Origin of the sequence: Yoonia sp. (assembly GCF_046498525.1) — a bacterium.
In the GTDB taxonomy this organism is placed as follows: Bacteria; Pseudomonadota; Alphaproteobacteria; order Rhodobacterales; family Rhodobacteraceae; genus Yoonia.
In genome coordinates, this window is record NZ_JAWOAN010000190.1 from 1 (window position 1) to 17,158 (window position 17,158).

Sequence of the window (17,158 nt, forward strand, 5' to 3'; positions counted from 1 at the left end):
CCGACAGCGTGACCTGATTGAGATCGGTCCACGTGTCGCGAAATGCCGGATACTTGTCGACAAGGCCATCAACGACTTCGTGAATCAAAACCAGATCAGTCGTCGTGAACGGCGTCACGTAACCGATTTGGTAGACTGGAAGTTTGTCGGCATGAAACCCTGTCGGTATGACCCCCATATCAGCAAGGCCAGCCTCAATCGCCTCAAGCTCACCAGCGGGTTTCGCCAGTGTTCCCGAGAACGCTTCGCGCCAATTGATCGTATAGTTGCCAGTTTCGGCGAGGCGCGCATCGACACCGGGCATAAAGCTTTCCTGAAGAATTCTAACCGCAGCAACCGCAGGCGAGAAGCCCGACACGATGCTGACATCAATCTCTTCCTGCGCATGGACGGGCGATGCGAAACTGATCCCAGCTGCCAAGACGGCGACAGCCGCGCCTTTCATAGCTTTGTTCGATGCTTTCATATCCATAGTAAATTTCATCATATCCTCCCTGATATTAAGTTCCGTATCTTCGGCATTCGGCGGGTTTACCGCGTCACACGCTCCTCCCGTTCACTTTCAAGTTGTGAACAATTTCATTGGCTTGGCCTAAAGTTTGCTCAACGAAGCAACCACGACGCGCAGCACTTATCAGCTCTGTCACCTTCTCGGGATCAGCCTCTGACTTTACGTCAATATCAATCTCAAAGCCTACGGGGCGCCCTTGATACGGGCCCACTGGATCGCGAATTGCCTCCCATTTTGCGCGGCAGACTACATTGACATCGTCGATTGGAATTTTCAGACGCTTTGCGAAAACTCGGACCTGCGTCATCAAGCACCCCACCAGACCAGTCAGAAAAAATTCTAACGGAGTTGGTGCTGTGTCCTCGCCACCTTGAAACTTGCCCTCGTCCGTGGCCAGCATCCGAGTAACCTGGAAAGGCTCCAGCGCACTCAGCGTAACTTCATTTCGAAGCTTGCCGACGCAGACGCCTTCAGCCGTGAAGTGAACGTTAAAAAGGCTGTCAGACATACCGTCTCCCAAATTCAGAACTTTATGCAAACGTTTGCGCAGGTTCACATTTTGAATTGCTTCACCTCAAGTTCAATAATATTCAAAATGAACAATTTTATATTCATTATGGATTTTTGGAATCTTTAAGGGCGACGCCGCGACGCAGTGCTTTTTTGCTGCATTCACAGACGCTCTAAGTTGACCTGCGCATGCGCGCTCAGGAACGACGGGCTACAAGAGCGGCCTACATCAGAACGCTGAACGAACTCTACGCCATGTCGAGCCGCGAACTGGCGGACATCGGACTTCACCGCTCGGACATTCCAGAAGTTGCGGAAGAAGCTGCCAAAATGCAGCGGCAAGCAGCCTGAAGACCATGCGCTGCTTTCACCGAGATGAGAGCAGCGCATCCATCAACTTTTTGGCGTGGCAATGCCACGGGGCGTCAGGATCCAAGAAAATGCAAGTCATCAAGCACATATCAATGGCAGCTGCGTCCGCACTGTGCTCATTCAACCGTCATGGATTATGCAGTTGCAGCGAATGGCCGGAATGACGGGCCGCACCGCAGCGTTGTGATCGATGGTCAATGGCCGGTTTGGGCCGGTCGCGTCACCTGCACACAGGGCGGATTCCGGACTTTTTCTGCAGTGCAATATTCTATTGCCAGAATACCCATCACGGACCTCCAGATTCCGAGAACTACACTTGGATTATCTGAGGTAAGGGCCCACGCGGAGGTACGTCGGGTATCTGATGGCGACACTGCAGGTCCGAGCGGCCTTGTGCCCGATGGTCGAGGCCAATCGCGCTAAGCCCAAAGCACTTGAGTTGAAATTCTGAAAACGGGCAACAACTTAACTATGGAACAGATGACAGACGGGAGCCAGACCCTTGCCGAGGGCGAGAAAGTTCTCGCTGCGTTTACCCATCGCATGGGGCGGCGTTATGCCAATGGCCGCAACACCGATCACGGCCCCGATGAACACACGGCGGTGTCGGTGTTGTCGCCTTATATCCGCCGGAGGCTGGTACTGGAATCGGATGCGGTGGCCGTAGCTCTGGCCGCCCACGGGCCACATGATGCCGAGAAGTCTGTGCAAGAAGTGATCTGGCGTGGGTACTGCAAGGGTTGGCTGGAATGCCGCCCGCAAGTCTGGGACAGCTATCGCGACGTTTTGGACGCCGATCTGGCCGCCCTTGACCGCGACCGCCGGCTGCGCCGCGATGTGGACCGCGCCATGGTCGGGCAAACTGGGCTGACCTGTTTCGATGCCTGGGCCGCCGAACTGGTCGATACCGGATATCTGCACAACCACGCGCGGATGTGGTTTGCCTCGATCTGGATATTCACGCTGTGGCTGCCATGGCGGTTGGGGGCGGATTTCTTCTACCGTCACCTGCTGGATGGTGATGCAGCGTCGAACACGCTGGGCTGGCGCTGTGTTGCAGGGCTGCACACACGCGGCAAGCCTTATCCCGCCGATGCGCAGAACATCGCCACCTTTACCGCCGGTCGGTTCGCCCACGCGATCTGGCCGCACGCCACTGCTGGGTTCTTCAAGGTCAAGCAGAACATACCCCGCATCATTGAAAAGGCTTTGCCCGCGTGACGCTCGATCATCCCTGCATCGCCCCATTGATGCTGATCTACCAAAAAGATACCAATCAGGTCTGTTCCAAGGGCATCCCCGGTTTGGTGCCTGATGCGGGCTTGGATCGTGGCCCGCATGGCCTTACGCGGTGACTTGAATTGACTTGACCTTTTTTACCCTGATCTTGACCACAATTTTCTACCTGAAAAATCTCCACTGGAGGCTCCGCATGACCGACCTTCCTCGCGAAAACGTTCAGTCCTATCCTCGACCCCCAGCGCTGGAACCGGTGCCGCAACGTATCACGATCCGGCTTGGCGACACGCTGGTTGCCGAAACCACTCGCGCCCTGCGGGTGCTGGAGACCCACCACGCGCCGACCTATTACCTGCCGCCCGGGGATATATTGGCCACCCTGCGCCCGACCGAGGGGAACAGTTATTGCGAATGGAAGGGCATTGCGCGTTATTTTGATGTGCTCACAGGGGCGACAACAGCGCCCCGGGCCTCATGGGTCTATGACAATCCCACTGCGCCCTTTGCCGCTCTTGCTGGCCATATGGCCTTTTATGCGGCCTTGATGGACGAGGCTTGGGTTGGCAATCTGCGCGTCATCCCGCAGCCAGGCAACTTCTATGGCGGTTGGGTCACTCCCAATCTGGACGGACAGATCAAGGGTGCGCCCGGAACGCAGCACTGGTAATGTGAGCTGCGCGAGAGAGATCGGCGGAGAAGAGATAATGTTGCGTGATATGATCAATTTTTCGGCTGCGGCGGTCCTGCTTGGCGGGGCCTTCCAACCTGCTTTGGCCGAGGAGCTCGCACATGGGACCACCTTGATCGAGGACTTCAGCATGCAGCCAGAAAGCCTATGGCGGTTCCTCACCGATCAGGTGATGGGGGGCATCTCTACCGGAGGCGTCATCTTTGCGCAGCGTGCTGGCCCCAGTTAGCCTGACATCGGTCTCCATCGTTGCCTATCGCCGCGATCACGACGTCTTGATCGACGTCCGTGAAGTGGGGTTCTACTGATCTCGCGAAATGCGGCACCGGTTGACCCGTTTAGCCGAATTGTTCCGAGAATATCGCGTAGAACTATGTCTATCGATCCATCTGGCTGGACCCGCGACGCTTTAACGCTACGTATTAAGATGGCGTGGAGGAGACGTGCCCCGTGGTAATGCCGCGTAAATCAGCGACAGGACCAATGCCATGATTTCAACTATCAAAACCGCCATCGTTTACGCGTGGAATTTCGTCTTTAACCACAACGTAAGCCCGCTACGGCATATTCACGATGTGGGCGTCCGACACTACGTGCTGCAAGTGTTGGGTTTGATGTGGGCAGTCAGCTTTTCTGTTGCGATTGGAAGTTACACGTTTCTGGCGGCAAGCATTGTCGGACACTCAGCCCTCATCGCGGCAGCGGCGGTGACCGTCGCAACTTTTACTGTTGCTGCAAAACGTCCTAAATTCTTCATGCGTGGTGCGGGGCGTCGTTTTGACGGTGAACATGACTGACCTTCGTCAATGATCCCTTATCCATTGATACAAAAATTGTTAGCGAGATTACTTTCGGGAAGAGTCAAATTTTTGATGGTCAGTCGAAGGGTAATTTGTACCCAACCAAACTGAGGAAGCGCAACATGCGGATACTGATTATTGGTGCAAGCAAAGGCATTGGCCTGGAAACCACACGTCAAGCGCTAGCCGCAGGATATGACGTGCGTGCTTTGGCACGATCTGCAACATCAATAAAATTGTCCGATAAGAAATTGGAAAAGGTGCAAGGTGCCGCACTGAACCAGCAAGATGTTCAAGCTGCACTCACCGCGGTTGATGCGGTCGTCGTAACGCTCGGCGTCGGACTGAACGATTTATTCAAGCCGGTACATCTGTTTTCTGAAGCGACGCGCGTTCTGATTGCGGCCATGCAAGAAAAGGGCGTCAATCGCCTAATTTGCATCACGGGCTTTGGAGCGGGAGATAGCGAAGCGAGTATCGGCCTGCTGCAAAGCAGTACCTTTCAGGACCGTATTTGGCAAAGCGTATGACGACAAGAGCCGTCAGGAAAAACTCATCGCACAGACCGATCTTGATTGGACGATTGTGCGCCCCGGCGTGCTGCTAAATGGTCCGCGAACGGGGCGCTACAAGGTGCTTCGCGACCCATCAGAGTGGCGGAACGGCATAATCTCCCGTGCAAATGTCGCGGATTTCCTCGTCAAGCAAATCAAAGATCGCAGCTTCATCGGCGCCTCGCCTGTAATGGTCAATTGAGCTGCCGCTCACACTCGTTTGAGGTCGTTCAAGCAAACAAGTCATGCGCCAGCTCCAGCGCATCTATCAACACGTCAACCTCGGTACTTGTGTTGTACACAGCGAACGAGGCGCGGCAGGTGGCATTTAACTCCAAGTGCGCCATCAACGGCCCGGCGCAGTGCTGGCCTGCACGCACCGCGACCCCCTTCTTGTCGAGGATGGTCGATATGTCATGCGGATGCGCCGCGCCCTGCATCGAGAAAGAGAAAATCGGAGCTTTGTCGGGCGTGATGCCTTGCACCGTGATCCAATTCAATCCGTCAAGCCGCTTACGGGCATAGTCGCGCAGCCGGTTCTCGTGCGCGGCGATGTTGGCCATCCCGAGCCCCATCATATAATCTAAAGCCACGCCCAGACCGATGGTCTGCACGATGCCAGGAGTGCCAGCCTCGAATTTCATCGGCGCATCGTTGTAGACCACGCTATCGCGGTTGACCTCGCGGATCATGTCGCCACCACCTAGGAAGGGCCGCATCTCGGCCATCCGGTCTTTGCGGACATAGATCGCCCCTGACCCCGAAGGACCGTATAATTTGTGGCCAGTCACCGCGTAGAAATCGCAGCCGATTTCCTGGACGTTGATCGGCAGGTGGACAGCGGCCTGGCTGCCATCAATCAAAACCGGCACGCCGCGCGACCGTGCTCCCGCACAAATCGCCGCCACGTCCACGACGGTGCCCAGAACATTGGAGCAGTGCGTGACAGCGATCAGCCTGGTCCGCGGTGTGATCGCCTCCAGCACCTTTACCGGGTCCAGCGCGCCCGTGCTGTCCACCTCGATCCATTTGATCACCACGCCGTGACGTTCGCGCAGGAAATGCCACGGCACGATATTGGCGTGGTGTTCCATGATGCTGAGGATGATCTCATCGCCTGCCTGCATGCGGGGCATTGCCCAGCCATAGGCGACCATGTTGATGCCTTCGGTCGCACCCGAGTTGAAGACGATCTCATCCTCGCTCGCGGCACCCAGAAACCGTGCAACAATGCCGCGCACCCGTTCGTAATTGTCGGTCGCCAGATTGGAAAGGTAATGCAAACCGCGATGCACATTGGCGTATTCCTGCCAATAGGCTGTTGAGATGGCATCAATAACAACCTGCGGCTTCTGAGCCGAAGCGCCGTTGTCCAGGTAAACCAATGGCTTGCCATTGACCTGCCGCGACAGAATCGGAAAGTCGCGGCGGATCATTTCCACATCAAGCATTGCTGCAATTCCTTTTAATTTCTGTGGTCAGCAACTTCGTCTTGATCGCTGGGGTCGCCCGATCGCATTCAGGCAACCCCACCCGCGCACTCTCCTCAGGAATGTACGCCTTTGGCGATCTGGTTGGCGAAGTGATGGTTGGTGTCGCGGTGATGTGCCTCATCTGCGCGCACGACGATCACCACATCGCGCAGGCGCGCAGTTGATGGCAAGTTCCAGTACTTTAGCGCAATCTGCGGTACTGGTACGTTTTTAACACGACCGGAGTCGATCTCTTCCAGATAGTGGGTATAGCTGATCACCGCCTCTTCCTCGAGGTAACCGACCACCCGGTGGGCCGTCTTGGGGGCCAGCAGGTAGAGAAAGAAGTACAGGTTGTAGAACACGGCCTGCGCCACCATGATCAGTATCCGCTCCAGCCGACTTGGCTGCGCAATCTGGATGAACGTCATCAGGTGCATGCGCTCATTTTCCGCCTCTTCAATTAATTCCTTGATCCAGCCCTGATCGTCGCGAATGTGCCGTATCGCGCTAAGGTGCTGCAGCAGACCGCCCACCATGCCCGGAACCGCCGCAACAGTCTCAAGCACCACTGCGCGGTGCCCGTAGCGTTTTGCGAAAAACCGATCCGCGAAAACCCGCATCGTCTTGACCACACCGAGCGCAATGCGGTCGCTCTTTCCGGTCGGCACATGGTGCACGTTCAGGGTGTCGGGTATGAATTCGTTGCTATGTTTCATGGCAATTACTCTCGTGTCTTCTAATTAGACAATTAGCCCGTGTCGGAACTGTTTCACCTATGCAGGATGTGGCAAATCAGCCTGTAGGCGGGTACGGCTCCTGGTTACTACACACGTCGCTATCTCAGATGATCGGTTCGCTCCAGTTGCCGCCTCGCAATGGGAAGCTATAAATTGCGCATGGCCAAACGCACCTCTCCGTCCGACGCAAAAAAGATTTCGGTTGCCGCCGATCTTGAAGAGCTTGTTCAGGACAAGCGCGAAGGCTGGCGCGCGTCTGGCGCAAAGGCGCGTCGGCGCCAGCGTCGCTACAAGGCCCTCTTGACCCAGCAATTGATGAAGTTGGGTCCAGTTGCCACTGCCACAGACGAGGAAGATCTGGACGATAATATGTAAACATGCGTTTTTGGGATAGCTGTCGCAGCACTTCTCCAAAGCAGGCGTCAACATGGCGTCAGGTAGATTTCTCCACAGCTCTTTGCTTATATAAAATGAGCGCTGCGATGATGGTTCTGCTTGTTTGTGGTCAATTTCATGCGGTCGGGAGCGGAACGGATTCTGCGAAAACTTCTGAGCGGCTCAAGCTCAGATCACTACTGGAAGAGAAGATGCAGCGCAGTTTCGATTTCCCGAAAACGACCCACCTCGCCTTAGTCGATCAGTATCTCCATCTGACCAGTACCATCATGCCCGCACTCGCGCAGAACACCAAAAGCCACTGGCCCGTGCGAAACGATCACTGTTTTCAACGCATCGTGCTCGACACGATTTGCGGCGGGGTTTGGTATGACCACATCGCTCGCCCGGCGTGTCGGCATCTCAATGCAGTTCAGGCGGCGGAGGCAGTGCAGCTTTGTGAACAGATCATCGCGGAAAAAACCGACCTACGCGTGCTGAACCAACAGTCGCTTGCTTGGCGAAAAAATAGCAGTAAGCAAAACGCCTGAAACAGGGCGGTACTACCCACGTCTTCACGCATTTTTGTCGGCTGCTTCATCCTCCCTGTTCGCGAGGATTACGAACTTGCGACAAGCATACAAACTCTTTGCGCCAGCCGACAGGTCAACCAGTTTCATTGACCCAGCGCAGCGCTGTGAGAAGTCTGTGGAAGGGCAATCCGAAACGGGTGAGCCCAGCTTCAATCCTTCGCATTCGAACCACTGTATCTGCGGCTTTCAGTAACTGGCAGCCGCAGGACGATTGTCCTTTTCATTGCGGGCAAGAAGCTGGAGCCCGCCACTGTCAAAGGGCAGGCGCTCGATGTCGGCGCGACCTCCGGCGTGACCATAAACGGTATCACAGTTGTTGCGGCAGACATCGACTGCACCAACGGCGTTATTCACGTCATCGATGCCGTCCTGGTACCAAAGGCGTAATTGTTTCGAAAACCAATTAATTACCGCCCGCCACACGTGCCTGGCGATTACTGTCGTCCACCACAAAGGCACATCACGATGCCGTCGGGTGGGGTGTTCACGCCATCAACAGAGCCGTTAGAGGCGCCAAACCAGTACTGCAGTCAAAAGCACACCTGTGCGGCATGGTGTCCATCTTAACTTGTGTAAGAGAAAACTACGCTAGGTCGTTGGTCGTGTACACCTTCGTATGCAACAGGAGTTCGCTATGCAATCACTTACAACAGGTCAGTATGACCTGATCTACAATGCCTTCTCATTCGGTTTCGCCACACTTGCCGCTGCAACCATCTTTTTCTGGTTGGGGCGCAGTCAGGTCGCACCGCAATATAAGACCGCCATGACAATAACTGGGCTGGTCACATTCATCGCCGCCTACCATTACTTCCGTATTTCAGAAAGCTGGGGACTGGCTTTTGATGTGAAAGACGGCGTGGTGACAACTACTGGATATGCCTTCAATCAGGCCTACCGGTATGTCGACTGGCTTTTGACAGTGCCGCTTTTGCTGGTCGAACTGATCTTGGTCATGGGTTTGTCCCGATCCGAAACGATCAGCCGGGCAACACGTCTGGGTCTGTTAGCCGCGTTGATGATTATCTTGGGTTATCCAGGTGAAGTCGCCGAAACCGTCAGTGCCCGTTGGTTCTGGGGTATCGCGTCAATGATCCCGTTCTTGTGGATCGTTTACGAATTGTTCAGCGGTTTGTCGAAATCAATCGAAAATCAGCCAGAAGACGCGCGTGGCCTGATCAGTGCCGCACGCTACGTCGTGATCGGTAGCTGGGCGTTTTATCCGATCGTCTATTTTGCCGGCACAGTCGGGATGGATGGCGGAACAGCGACAGTGGTGATCGAGGTTGGTTATACAATCGCCGATATTACCGCAAAAGCCGTTTTTGGCGTACTGATCTTCCTGATCGCGGTGCGCAAAAGCCAGCCGTATTTCGACCGGCAGAATGCAAAAGTTCAGCCAGCCGAATAAAACATCAGGCTGTCCGCCCCGTTGCGGACAGCCTGCGCCATTTCAGCCTAATCGTTTTTGAAGGAGCATACCTTGCCATCCTCACCCAATCCCGGCACGGCGTTGGTCGACGCAAAGATGCGCCAATTACTGGGCAGTAGCACCGTTGCCGAAGCCGCGCGTTATCACCTCAACAGCGGTGGCGGCAAAACTCGCGCGCAGCTTGCACTGGATGCCAGTTTCGCATTGGGATTGCCGCAGGATGCGGCCATCGCCTGCGCATGCACGGTAGAGCTTTTGCATAATGCGTCTTTGGTGCATGACGATTTACAGGAAAATGACTTGCTGCGGCGCGGACAGCCTGCGGTCTGGCATCAATACGGCGCTGCTATGGCGATCTGCACCGGCGATCTGATGATTTCCGCTGCTTTCGCAAGCCTTGCAGATCATCCGCGCGCAGGCCCTGCCATGTTGATAGTGCATGATGCGATCACTCGCACAGCCGCAGGTCAGATCGACGATCTGACGCATCAGATCCGGACGCTGGCCTCGTATCGTGCTGTGGTCGCCGGCAAAACAGGACCGCTGCTGGCCTTACCCGTCCGGCTTGCGCTTTGCGCGGCAGTTGCGCCGGGGGATGAGATCGCTGTCATGATCGGTGATCACATTGCCTTTGCCTATCAGGCGCTTGATGATCTGCTCGACCGCGACGATGACCAAGCTGCCGAGCGTATGAATATCTGCCTTATCCTTGAATCAACAGGCACCAGCCCGTCAGATGTACGCCAGATCGTCGCTTATGAAACTCGGCAGGCCTTGACGGTCGTGCGCGCATTATCTGCACGCCTGCCGTCCGATTGCGGCACCGCATTCCAGCAAATCGCCGACCGATTGGCCATCACATTTATGGAGCATGCCAATGCCGCGTGACACATTTGAATCGAACCGCCCCCGCGCGATTGTTGCCGGAGCCGGATTTGGCGGCATCGCCGCTGCATTGCGGCTAAAAGCACGCGGTTATGACGTGCATCTGATTGACCGGTGTTCGCGTCTGGGTGGTCGTGGGCAAGTTTTTGAGCACGAAGGGTTCCGCCACGACGCCGGACCCACCGTGCTGACTGCGCCACATCTGTTCGAGGAACTATTTGCACTGTTCGACAAACGGCTGGGCGATTACGTCACCCTTGTCGAACCGGACCCATGGTATCGTTTCTACTTTCACGATGGCGAAACCTTTGACTATGGCCCGACTGAAGCCGCGACAGAAGCGGAGATTGCGCGTTTGTCACCCGGCGATATCGCCGGCTATCGCCGCATGGGGGCGTGGTCCAAGAAAATCTATGATATCGGGTTCCAGCGCCTGTCCACGACACCATTTCATTCCATCGGTTTCATGCTCCGCCAGATCCCGCATCTGGTTCGCCTGCGATCCTATGAAAGCGTCTGGTCCATGGTCAGCCGCTTCCTAAAAGACGACCGCCTGCGCCGCGCGTTTTCGATCCAGCCGCTGCTGGTGGGCGGTAACCCGTTCGACACCACGGCGATTTACGGGATGATCAACCATCTGGAGCGCACCCACGGCATCTGGTTCGCGATGGGCGGCACCGGTGCGTTGGTCGATGCCTTGGAAAAACTGATGGTCGAGGAAGGCATCACCATTACCCTGGACACCACGATTGACCGTATCAAACTCGACGGCACCCGCGCCACCGGCGTTGTGCTGGCGGACGGTGCTGCCATCGATGCCGATTTGGTGGTATCAAACATGGACCCCGTGCATGTCTATCGCCAAATGCTGCCCGCATCGGCGCAATCCACCGTAGCGAAACTGCGCGCGAAAAAGTCCAAACTGTCGATGGGGCTTTACGTGCTGTTTTTCGGCGCAAACAAACAATGGCCCGATGTCGCCCATCACACCGTCTGGTTCGGGGAACGTTACAAAGAACTGTTGAGCGATATCTTCCATAAAAAAATCTTGGCGGAAGATTTCTCGCTCTATGTTCACCGCCCCACTGCGACTGACCCAAGTTTCGCGCCAGAAGGTAAAGACAGTTTCTATGTGCTTTGTCCCGTGCCAAATCTTGGCGGCGGGCAGGATTGGTCTGTCGAGGGGCCAAAACTGCGCGACCGGATCGTCGCAGCACTCGATGCGTCGATGATGCCGGGGCTGGCAACATCCATCACCGCCGAATTCGCCATGACACCAGAGGATTTCAAATCCGACTACCTGTCCGTCGATGGCGCAGGTTTTTCGCTGTCGCCGTTTTTCACGCAATCGGCCTGGTTCCGGTTTCATAATCAGGGTGAAGGGGTGCAGAACCTTTATTTCGTGGGCGCAGGCACGCATCCGGGGGCAGGGCTGCCGGGGGTAGTATCGTCAGCCAAGGTGCTGGATATGATCATCCCCGCCGCCACGGTTACGCCATGACACCACAGGAAATGCTGATCCATCACGCGCGCAGCTTTGCCCCCGCAGCCCGCCTGTTACCGCGGGACGACTACGACCGCATTGCCCGGCTGTATGCGCTGTGCCGCACGGTCGATGATCTGGCCGACACCGAAGGCGGCCCCATTGTGCAGGCGCGGCTGACGGCTATTGCAGGTGCCTTGCGCGCAGGCCCGCCAGAGGACGCGCCCGACCCGCTGGTGACGCAGGCGCGCGCGCTGTTCGCGGACCATCCTGCTGGCCTGAATGCTTTTGCCGATCTTGTCAGCACCGCCACCAGCGACACGGGCACGACCTGCATCGCCGATGATGCAGAGCTTGATCGCTATTGCATGGGTGTGGCTGGCACGGTGGGGATCATGGTCTGCGCCTTGTTCGATGTGCCACCGCAATGGCATGGACCTGCCAGCGATCTGGGCCGCGCGATGCAACTGACCAATATCTGCCGCGATGTGATAGAGGACGCACAGGCCGGACGGCGTTATCTACCGTATACCCTCTGCCCGCACACCCCGGCAGACATTGCAACTCCCAGCCTGGAAGTGCGCACCAATCTGCGCGCCACTATCGACGAACTATTGGCGCGCTCCGATGTGCTTTACGCCAATGGCCGCGCGGGCCTGCCCGCCTTGCCGCTGCGGCTGCGGCTGGCGGTCGGCGCTGCGGCAGCAATCTATGCAGGCATCGGTGATGAGTTACGCGCACGGTCCTGTGATCCGCTTGCCGGACGGGTGTTTGTGCCCAGATGGCGCAAAATCCTGCTGGCAGCCCAAGGCACGCGGTCACAGCTGTTTGCACATCAGGACCGCTATCATGTCCAGCACTGACACCGATATAGCAATTCTGGGTGGTGGTTGTGCAGGGCTCAGCATCGCTGTCAGGCTCGCCGCCGCAGGCCGCAACATCCGCATCATTGAGCCGCGCAAAACCTATACCGATGATCGTGCATGGAGCTTTTGGCGCACCCGCCCTGACCCGTTCGAGGATTGCGTGCGCGCATCATGGACCAAATGGGACGTCACAGGACCCGGCGGTCTGGTGCAGCGCGGATCAGATACATTGCGCTATCAGTCTGTCGCAGCGGGCGCTTTCTATGACAAAGCCCTGTCGCTGATCGCCGATAAGAAGGCGGCCACCCTGTCGCTTGGCACGACGGCAGGCAGCATCAGCAAAGTGGCGCAAGGCTGGCAAATCGACACCAGCGACGGCGGCTTTCGCGCAAATCACGTCATCGACGCGCGCACGGCGCAGACAAAGCCGACTTATGGACAATTCTTTCTGGGGCGTGAAATTCAGACGGAACGTCCGGTCTTTGATCCCGACCGCGTTCACCTGATGGCCTTCAGAAAAGCACGCAGCAGTGGTGTCGATTTTGTCTATACCTTGCCCTATGCCCGCGATCGTGCATTGGTCGAGGTCACGTCATTCGCCCCGACCAATCCCGGCCATGACGTTTTTGCCGCTTGGCTGGATTTTGAAATCGACATCCTCAACCCGGGTCAGGTCACTGTTTTACGGCAAGAGGAGGGCGCGCTGCCGATGCAGACCGGCTTTGCCGTCCCGCATCAGGGCGGTGTCGTCAATATGGGTCTGGGCGGTGGGGCAGCGCGTCCGTCGACTGGCTATGCCTTTGCCCGAATTCAGGCGCAGGCCGATCAGGTGGCGCAGGCCTTGCTGGCAGGACAACCGCCACGTCCACAGCTTGATCGCGCGTTCACCACATTCATGGACCGCGTTTTCTTGCAGGTCATACAAACAATGCCAGATCGTGGACCGGCCTTGTTTGAAGGTTTATTCCGCAAAGCAACGCCCGACCGGTTGGAACGGTTCCTGTCAGGGTCGGTGCATCCGGTGGACCGGCTGTCTGTGATGACATCCTTGCCGACGCTGCCGTTTCTGCGCGCTGCCATGACTCGGTCATGACGGCCTTACCTCACTGGCAAGTCGCCTTGTTTGGAATGTGCGTGGCCTGCGTTATCGCTGTGCAATTCATATTCGCGCTTACCCTTAACCAGCAAATTCTGCTGATTGCGCCGCTTGTGGCCATCCTTGGCCTACCGCATGGCGCGCTGGATCTGCCGATCGCCCAAGCCTTATGGCCTTTGGATACGCGCAGTGCAAAACTGCAATTTTTCGCCATTTACATTGGCTTGGTCTGCGTCGTTATCGTGCTATGGGTGCTTTTCCCCGGTCCAGCACTGATCGCCTTTCTCGGCTATTCGATATTGCACTTTTCCGATGACTGGGCCGCGGCCACCCCCCCGCTGCGCTGGACCGGCGGTTTCGCCACTATCGGCGGGGTATCGCTGTTCCACACGACAGAGGTGGCTTTGATTTTTAGCTACCTCGCCCCCGATGCCTTTGCCCTGACTGCCGCGAAAACCCTGGCTATACTTGGCGCGGTCAGTCTAGTGACTTTCATCACCGCCCTCATCCTCAGACCCGCGAACCGAACCCAAGCGGCATTGGAACAGGTGCTGATCTGGGTCGCCGCTTTCGCCCTGCCGCCGCTGTTGTTCTTTATCGTGTACTTCTGCAGCCTCCATTCCGTGCGGCATTTCACTCAAACCCTGCAAAGCGTGCCAAATACCGGGCAAGCTCTGGTTATATCTGCTGTGCTTTCTTGCGCTGTTGTCGCTATTGCAGGCATGGTTTGGCTGCTTCTGCCACAAACAAGTGTGAAACTCAGCTTACAGATCGTGTTCATCGGCCTTGCTGCGCTGACCGTTCCTCACATGCTCTTGGTCGATAGGCTGCACAGGCAGGTTTGATCGCGGCAAGCTGTCATTGCAAATCAGCGGACTTGCGCTGACAACACTGATGTGCATCGTCATTTTCAGAATAACGGAAGTTTAACGCTCTAGGCAGTCTGCAAGCTATCAACCAAAAGGTCAAATCCTAACGCTCCTGTCTGCTACGCGGCCGGATGGTGCGCGGTGCTCTAATGGCCGCTTCGGCGAATGCCGCCAAACTGACTGAAAGGCCGCAAAGGGCCGTCAGTGAAGACGGCCCATGCCATTAGATCTCGATAGCTTCGGCGATAGCCAGCGCATCTTCGAGCTCGACGCCGAGGTATCTGACGGTGCTGTCCATCTTCGTGTGACCCAACAGAAGCTGAACTGCGCGCAGGTTGCCGGTCTTTTTGTATATTTGCGTCACCTTTGTTCTTCGCATCGAATGCGTGCCATATGCGCTGGCCTCGAGGCCAATGGATGTCACCCACTCACGGACAATACGCGCGTACTGGCGAGTCGAGATGTGAAGCCGTTCGTGAAAACGACCAGGCCAGAGGTATTCAGATCCGACCATGAGCGGCTCCCGCATCCACCTTGAGAGCGATGCCCGCGTGCCTTCTGAGATTTCGAAGCGGACGGGTTCCGTAGTTGGATATCGAGAAGCCGTAGACGACAAGTGTCATGGGCCACAGTGAAAGAAATGCCCCGACCGTTAGCACGATCCATGACACCAAGGGGTTGCGCGCGAACAGTGTGAGCGTCGCCTCGTGATCGCGTTCCTCGACGACGAGATGCGAGTATTTTGATGTCGCCGACAATCGCTTGCCTTATCGGAGTTTTCCCTCTGCCAATGTACTTGCTCACTGGCCTGCCCGCATTCAAGAGGCACGATGGATGGCATATTGAACCACATATCGGGGCAGAGGTGAGTGAACGTTAATCGATCGACCCGTCGAGACCCACGCGAAAAAATACCGGAAAATCGACTGCCATGCTGCTTTGGAGCGGTGTTTCGCCCTGTTCCCAGCGGTACCTTTCGAACTCAGGCCATGCCTCAATATCTGCTTCAATGACCGGTTGAAGGGTAACGACGAGTTCAAAGGGCTCATCTACTACAACGCCACCGCCATTGAGCACTGTGTCCCGATAGCGTCTGGCAAGTGCATCAATGGAAATCTCGAAGCTCAGTCCGGCTTTTGTATCCCCCACCTCGACCTGCGGTTCTTCTTGGGAAATGACTTCGCCGTAGGTCATGCTGTTTACTTTCCAGAGCAGGCTGTAGGGTCCTGGCCTCCCACCGGAGGTCGCAACACTTGCTTCGAAATCACCGCTATCGGTTCGATAGACAACAAGCTCGGCGACCGTGTGACGCGTGTTTAGCAGATCCGTGAAGACGGCTTCACTTTGGTCCATTGCTGCGATTTCCTCGGCTTGATTCACTGAACGCTGCCAAAACAAAACGGCAGTGATTGCGATCAAGGCCATCGGCGCCAAGAACCAAAGAATTACTCTTTTGCGTTCCTGTGGACCTGCAACGACAGCTTCGATTTCACGTTGGCGTCCTAATCGGTGAGCGAGGTAAATACAGCACGTTGCAGTGGATATGCAAACCACCAAGCCGATTATCGGGATTACCCAGTCAATCGCTGCGGGCCAGGGGTCATCTCCAAACACAAAGATCCAAAGCGCGCCGAGAACGGAGGCGAGAACGAAGTAGGTAACCACCGGCGCAAGGAATAGCGCCCAGGCAACACCAGCGAGGAGGTATCCATTTCGAAGCTTCATTATCCGTTACCCATGGCGCTGTGCGTCTGCATTTACATACTGGACCAAAGAGCTTGAAATGCCATCATGATAGCGGGCGCGGATCCTATTGTCATCGACTGGCAGCCTTGATGATCAAGATTCACGACGATCTCAGGCATGACGCGATTGCCCGATGAGTCCCGCTCTGCCGACCTTCACCCTCCGAAAATGCTGCATGATGCACGAATGGCTGGTTTGGTGAAGCTGCGCTGCGGCATCGCAACTGACTGCGGAGGTCGGCTCAGGGCCGTTTTAACCTTATTGCGTCAAGCTTTGGCTGGAGTGTCGGTCGGCAGCAGCGCCGGGATGATCGATCGCCACCTATCGGATAGCGATCGCCAAACCCAAGCCTACCGATCCAACAATTCCTTCTTTCTCTTGTTGAGGCAAGGATCACAGACGTTCGTGACATACCCGCCGATGCTGCGAATGCCGGGTGATGATCCGCCACAGCCTTCGCAAGTCGCCGCAGCTTCTGCTTCCGCCTGCCGGATCCGATCGTTGACCCGGTCATTGCCGCCCTGCACATACACCCGAAGTCCACCGAGCTTCTGCTTGACCTGTGACACTTTGATGCCTGTCAGGTCGTCTTCACGGCAGATGGCATCGATGTCGCCGAACAGCCGGTCGAGGAGTGGGTACCAGCCTGGGTCGCATAAGAAACCGTCGTGCATGGGTCCCCTGCTTTTCGTCGAACTGCCCGTCCTGAATAGCCTGGGATAGCGTTTCATGATGTCCATCACTTCAGCGTCGATAGAGTTGTCCCGATCCGTCATTGTGTGCTCCTTTCTTTACGTCTGAAGATTAAGTCTCAGGCCGCTGCACCCATGGGTTTGCAGGGTCCGGGTGAGATGGCGGATCATTGCATCAGCATCTTGCTGATCCCAGGTGCACGAAACGGCCAACTCATCGTCAACTGGCGAGTGC

The 17,158-nt window shown here is 56.3% G+C and carries 22 protein-coding genes and 2 pseudogenes; 17 read left to right on the forward strand and 7 right to left on the reverse strand.

Annotated features, from left to right (window positions below; all coding sequences use genetic code 11):
- Both R6T97_RS11845 and R6T97_RS11850 read right to left on the reverse strand, forming a co-directional pair.
- Nucleotides 1–487, reverse strand: a pseudogene (locus R6T97_RS11845) (hypothetical protein); the annotation flags it as partial.
- A 52-nt stretch (nucleotides 488–539) separates the two neighbouring features.
- Nucleotides 540–1,019: an OsmC-related (seleno)protein gene (locus R6T97_RS11850; protein ID WP_410349499.1), complete on the reverse strand. Its 480-nt coding sequence runs from the start codon at nucleotides 1,017–1,019 to the stop codon at nucleotides 540–542.
- 191 nt (nucleotides 1,020–1,210) lie between these two features.
- Here R6T97_RS11850 and R6T97_RS11855 point away from each other — a divergent pair, with 191 nt between their 5' ends.
- From R6T97_RS11855 to R6T97_RS11890, 8 genes are all read left to right on the forward strand, one after another.
- Nucleotides 1,211–1,372 (forward strand): DUF1127 domain-containing protein, encoded by a 162-nt coding sequence (locus R6T97_RS11855; RefSeq protein ID WP_410349500.1) that lies wholly within the window; start codon nucleotides 1,211–1,213, stop codon nucleotides 1,370–1,372.
- Between the two features lie 501 nt (nucleotides 1,373–1,873).
- Nucleotides 1,874–2,614: an FAD-binding domain-containing protein gene (locus R6T97_RS11860; protein ID WP_410349501.1), complete on the forward strand. Its 741-nt coding sequence runs from the start codon at nucleotides 1,874–1,876 to the stop codon at nucleotides 2,612–2,614.
- Entirely contained in the window at nucleotides 2,611–2,748 is a 138-nt protein-coding gene (locus R6T97_RS11865; protein WP_410349502.1) for a hypothetical protein, read from the forward strand. The genes R6T97_RS11860 and R6T97_RS11865 overlap by 4 nt, the downstream gene beginning before the upstream one ends.
- A gap of 77 nt (nucleotides 2,749–2,825) precedes the next feature.
- Nucleotides 2,826–3,299 (forward strand): DUF427 domain-containing protein, encoded by a 474-nt coding sequence (locus R6T97_RS11870; protein WP_410349503.1) that lies wholly within the window; start codon nucleotides 2,826–2,828, stop codon nucleotides 3,297–3,299.
- 37 nt (nucleotides 3,300–3,336) lie between these two features.
- Complete coding sequence (locus tag R6T97_RS11875; protein ID WP_410349504.1) at nucleotides 3,337–3,549, forward strand: hypothetical protein; 213 nt, start codon at nucleotides 3,337–3,339, stop codon at nucleotides 3,547–3,549.
- A 259-nt stretch (nucleotides 3,550–3,808) separates the two neighbouring features.
- A complete protein-coding gene (locus R6T97_RS11880) occupies nucleotides 3,809–4,117 on the forward strand; it encodes a hypothetical protein (RefSeq protein ID WP_410349505.1) in 309 nt (102 codons plus the stop codon).
- A 125-nt stretch (nucleotides 4,118–4,242) separates the two neighbouring features.
- On the forward strand, nucleotides 4,243–4,650 hold the full coding sequence (locus R6T97_RS11885; RefSeq protein ID WP_410349506.1) for an NAD(P)-dependent oxidoreductase: 408 nt from the start codon (nucleotides 4,243–4,245) through the stop codon (nucleotides 4,648–4,650).
- Complete coding sequence (locus R6T97_RS11890; RefSeq protein ID WP_410349507.1) at nucleotides 4,571–4,876, forward strand: NAD(P)-dependent oxidoreductase; 306 nt, start codon at nucleotides 4,571–4,573, stop codon at nucleotides 4,874–4,876. The genes R6T97_RS11885 and R6T97_RS11890 overlap by 80 nt, the downstream gene beginning before the upstream one ends.
- Before the next feature lie 28 nt (nucleotides 4,877–4,904).
- Here the strand turns inward: R6T97_RS11890 and R6T97_RS11895 are convergent, their stop codons facing one another.
- A complete protein-coding gene (locus R6T97_RS11895) occupies nucleotides 4,905–6,125 on the reverse strand; it encodes a cysteine desulfurase (RefSeq protein ID WP_410349508.1) in 1,221 nt (406 codons plus the stop codon).
- A 95-nt stretch (nucleotides 6,126–6,220) separates the two neighbouring features.
- A complete protein-coding gene (locus R6T97_RS11900) occupies nucleotides 6,221–6,865 on the reverse strand; it encodes an alternative oxidase (protein WP_410349509.1) in 645 nt (214 codons plus the stop codon).
- 180 nt (nucleotides 6,866–7,045) lie between these two features.
- Between R6T97_RS11900 and R6T97_RS11905 the strand changes: the two genes are divergently transcribed.
- The 9 genes from R6T97_RS11905 (at nucleotide 7,046) to R6T97_RS11945 (ending at nucleotide 14,461) form a co-directional block, all read left to right on the forward strand.
- Nucleotides 7,046–7,261 (forward strand): hypothetical protein, encoded by a 216-nt coding sequence (locus tag R6T97_RS11905; protein ID WP_410349510.1) that lies wholly within the window; start codon nucleotides 7,046–7,048, stop codon nucleotides 7,259–7,261.
- Nucleotides 7,262–7,368: 107 nt separating this feature from the next.
- The gene (locus tag R6T97_RS11910; protein WP_410349511.1) at nucleotides 7,369–7,812 is read left to right on the forward strand and encodes a hypothetical protein; all 444 of its coding nucleotides are present in this window, start codon (nucleotides 7,369–7,371) and stop codon (nucleotides 7,810–7,812) included.
- Between the two features lie 333 nt (nucleotides 7,813–8,145).
- Nucleotides 8,146–8,241, forward strand: coding sequence for a fasciclin domain-containing protein (locus R6T97_RS11915; RefSeq protein WP_410349512.1), 96 nt, complete (start codon nucleotides 8,146–8,148; stop codon nucleotides 8,239–8,241).
- A 247-nt stretch (nucleotides 8,242–8,488) separates the two neighbouring features.
- On the forward strand, nucleotides 8,489–9,265 hold the full coding sequence (locus tag R6T97_RS11920; protein ID WP_410349513.1) for a bacteriorhodopsin-like: 777 nt from the start codon (nucleotides 8,489–8,491) through the stop codon (nucleotides 9,263–9,265).
- 72 nt (nucleotides 9,266–9,337) lie between these two features.
- Complete coding sequence (locus R6T97_RS11925; protein WP_410349514.1) at nucleotides 9,338–10,174, forward strand: polyprenyl synthetase family protein; 837 nt, start codon at nucleotides 9,338–9,340, stop codon at nucleotides 10,172–10,174.
- Nucleotides 10,164–11,672 (forward strand): phytoene desaturase family protein, encoded by a 1,509-nt coding sequence (gene crtI / locus R6T97_RS11930; protein WP_410349515.1) that lies wholly within the window; start codon nucleotides 10,164–10,166, stop codon nucleotides 11,670–11,672. Before R6T97_RS11925 ends, crtI begins: the two co-directional genes overlap by 11 nt.
- On the forward strand, nucleotides 11,669–12,517 hold the full coding sequence (locus tag R6T97_RS11935) for a phytoene/squalene synthase family protein (protein ID WP_410349516.1): 849 nt from the start codon (nucleotides 11,669–11,671) through the stop codon (nucleotides 12,515–12,517). Before crtI ends, R6T97_RS11935 begins: the two co-directional genes overlap by 4 nt.
- Complete coding sequence (locus R6T97_RS11940) at nucleotides 12,504–13,613, forward strand: lycopene cyclase family protein (RefSeq protein ID WP_410349517.1); 1,110 nt, start codon at nucleotides 12,504–12,506, stop codon at nucleotides 13,611–13,613. Before R6T97_RS11935 ends, R6T97_RS11940 begins: the two co-directional genes overlap by 14 nt.
- Nucleotides 13,610–14,461: a Brp/Blh family beta-carotene 15,15'-dioxygenase gene (locus R6T97_RS11945; protein ID WP_410349518.1), complete on the forward strand. Its 852-nt coding sequence runs from the start codon at nucleotides 13,610–13,612 to the stop codon at nucleotides 14,459–14,461. The genes R6T97_RS11940 and R6T97_RS11945 overlap by 4 nt, the downstream gene beginning before the upstream one ends.
- A 247-nt stretch (nucleotides 14,462–14,708) precedes the next feature.
- Here R6T97_RS11945 and R6T97_RS11950 read toward each other — a convergent pair.
- The 3 genes and pseudogenes from R6T97_RS11950 to R6T97_RS11960 all read right to left on the reverse strand — a co-directional run.
- Nucleotides 14,709–15,074 (reverse strand): annotated as a pseudogene (locus R6T97_RS11950) (tyrosine-type recombinase/integrase); the annotation flags it as partial.
- 287 nt (nucleotides 15,075–15,361) lie between these two features.
- The gene (locus tag R6T97_RS11955) at nucleotides 15,362–16,210 is read right to left on the reverse strand and encodes a hypothetical protein (protein WP_410349519.1); all 849 of its coding nucleotides are present in this window, start codon (nucleotides 16,208–16,210) and stop codon (nucleotides 15,362–15,364) included.
- 371 nt (nucleotides 16,211–16,581) lie between these two features.
- The gene (locus R6T97_RS11960; RefSeq protein ID WP_410349520.1) at nucleotides 16,582–17,007 is read right to left on the reverse strand and encodes a hypothetical protein; all 426 of its coding nucleotides are present in this window, start codon (nucleotides 17,005–17,007) and stop codon (nucleotides 16,582–16,584) included.
- Nucleotides 17,008–17,158 lie beyond the last annotated feature (151 nt).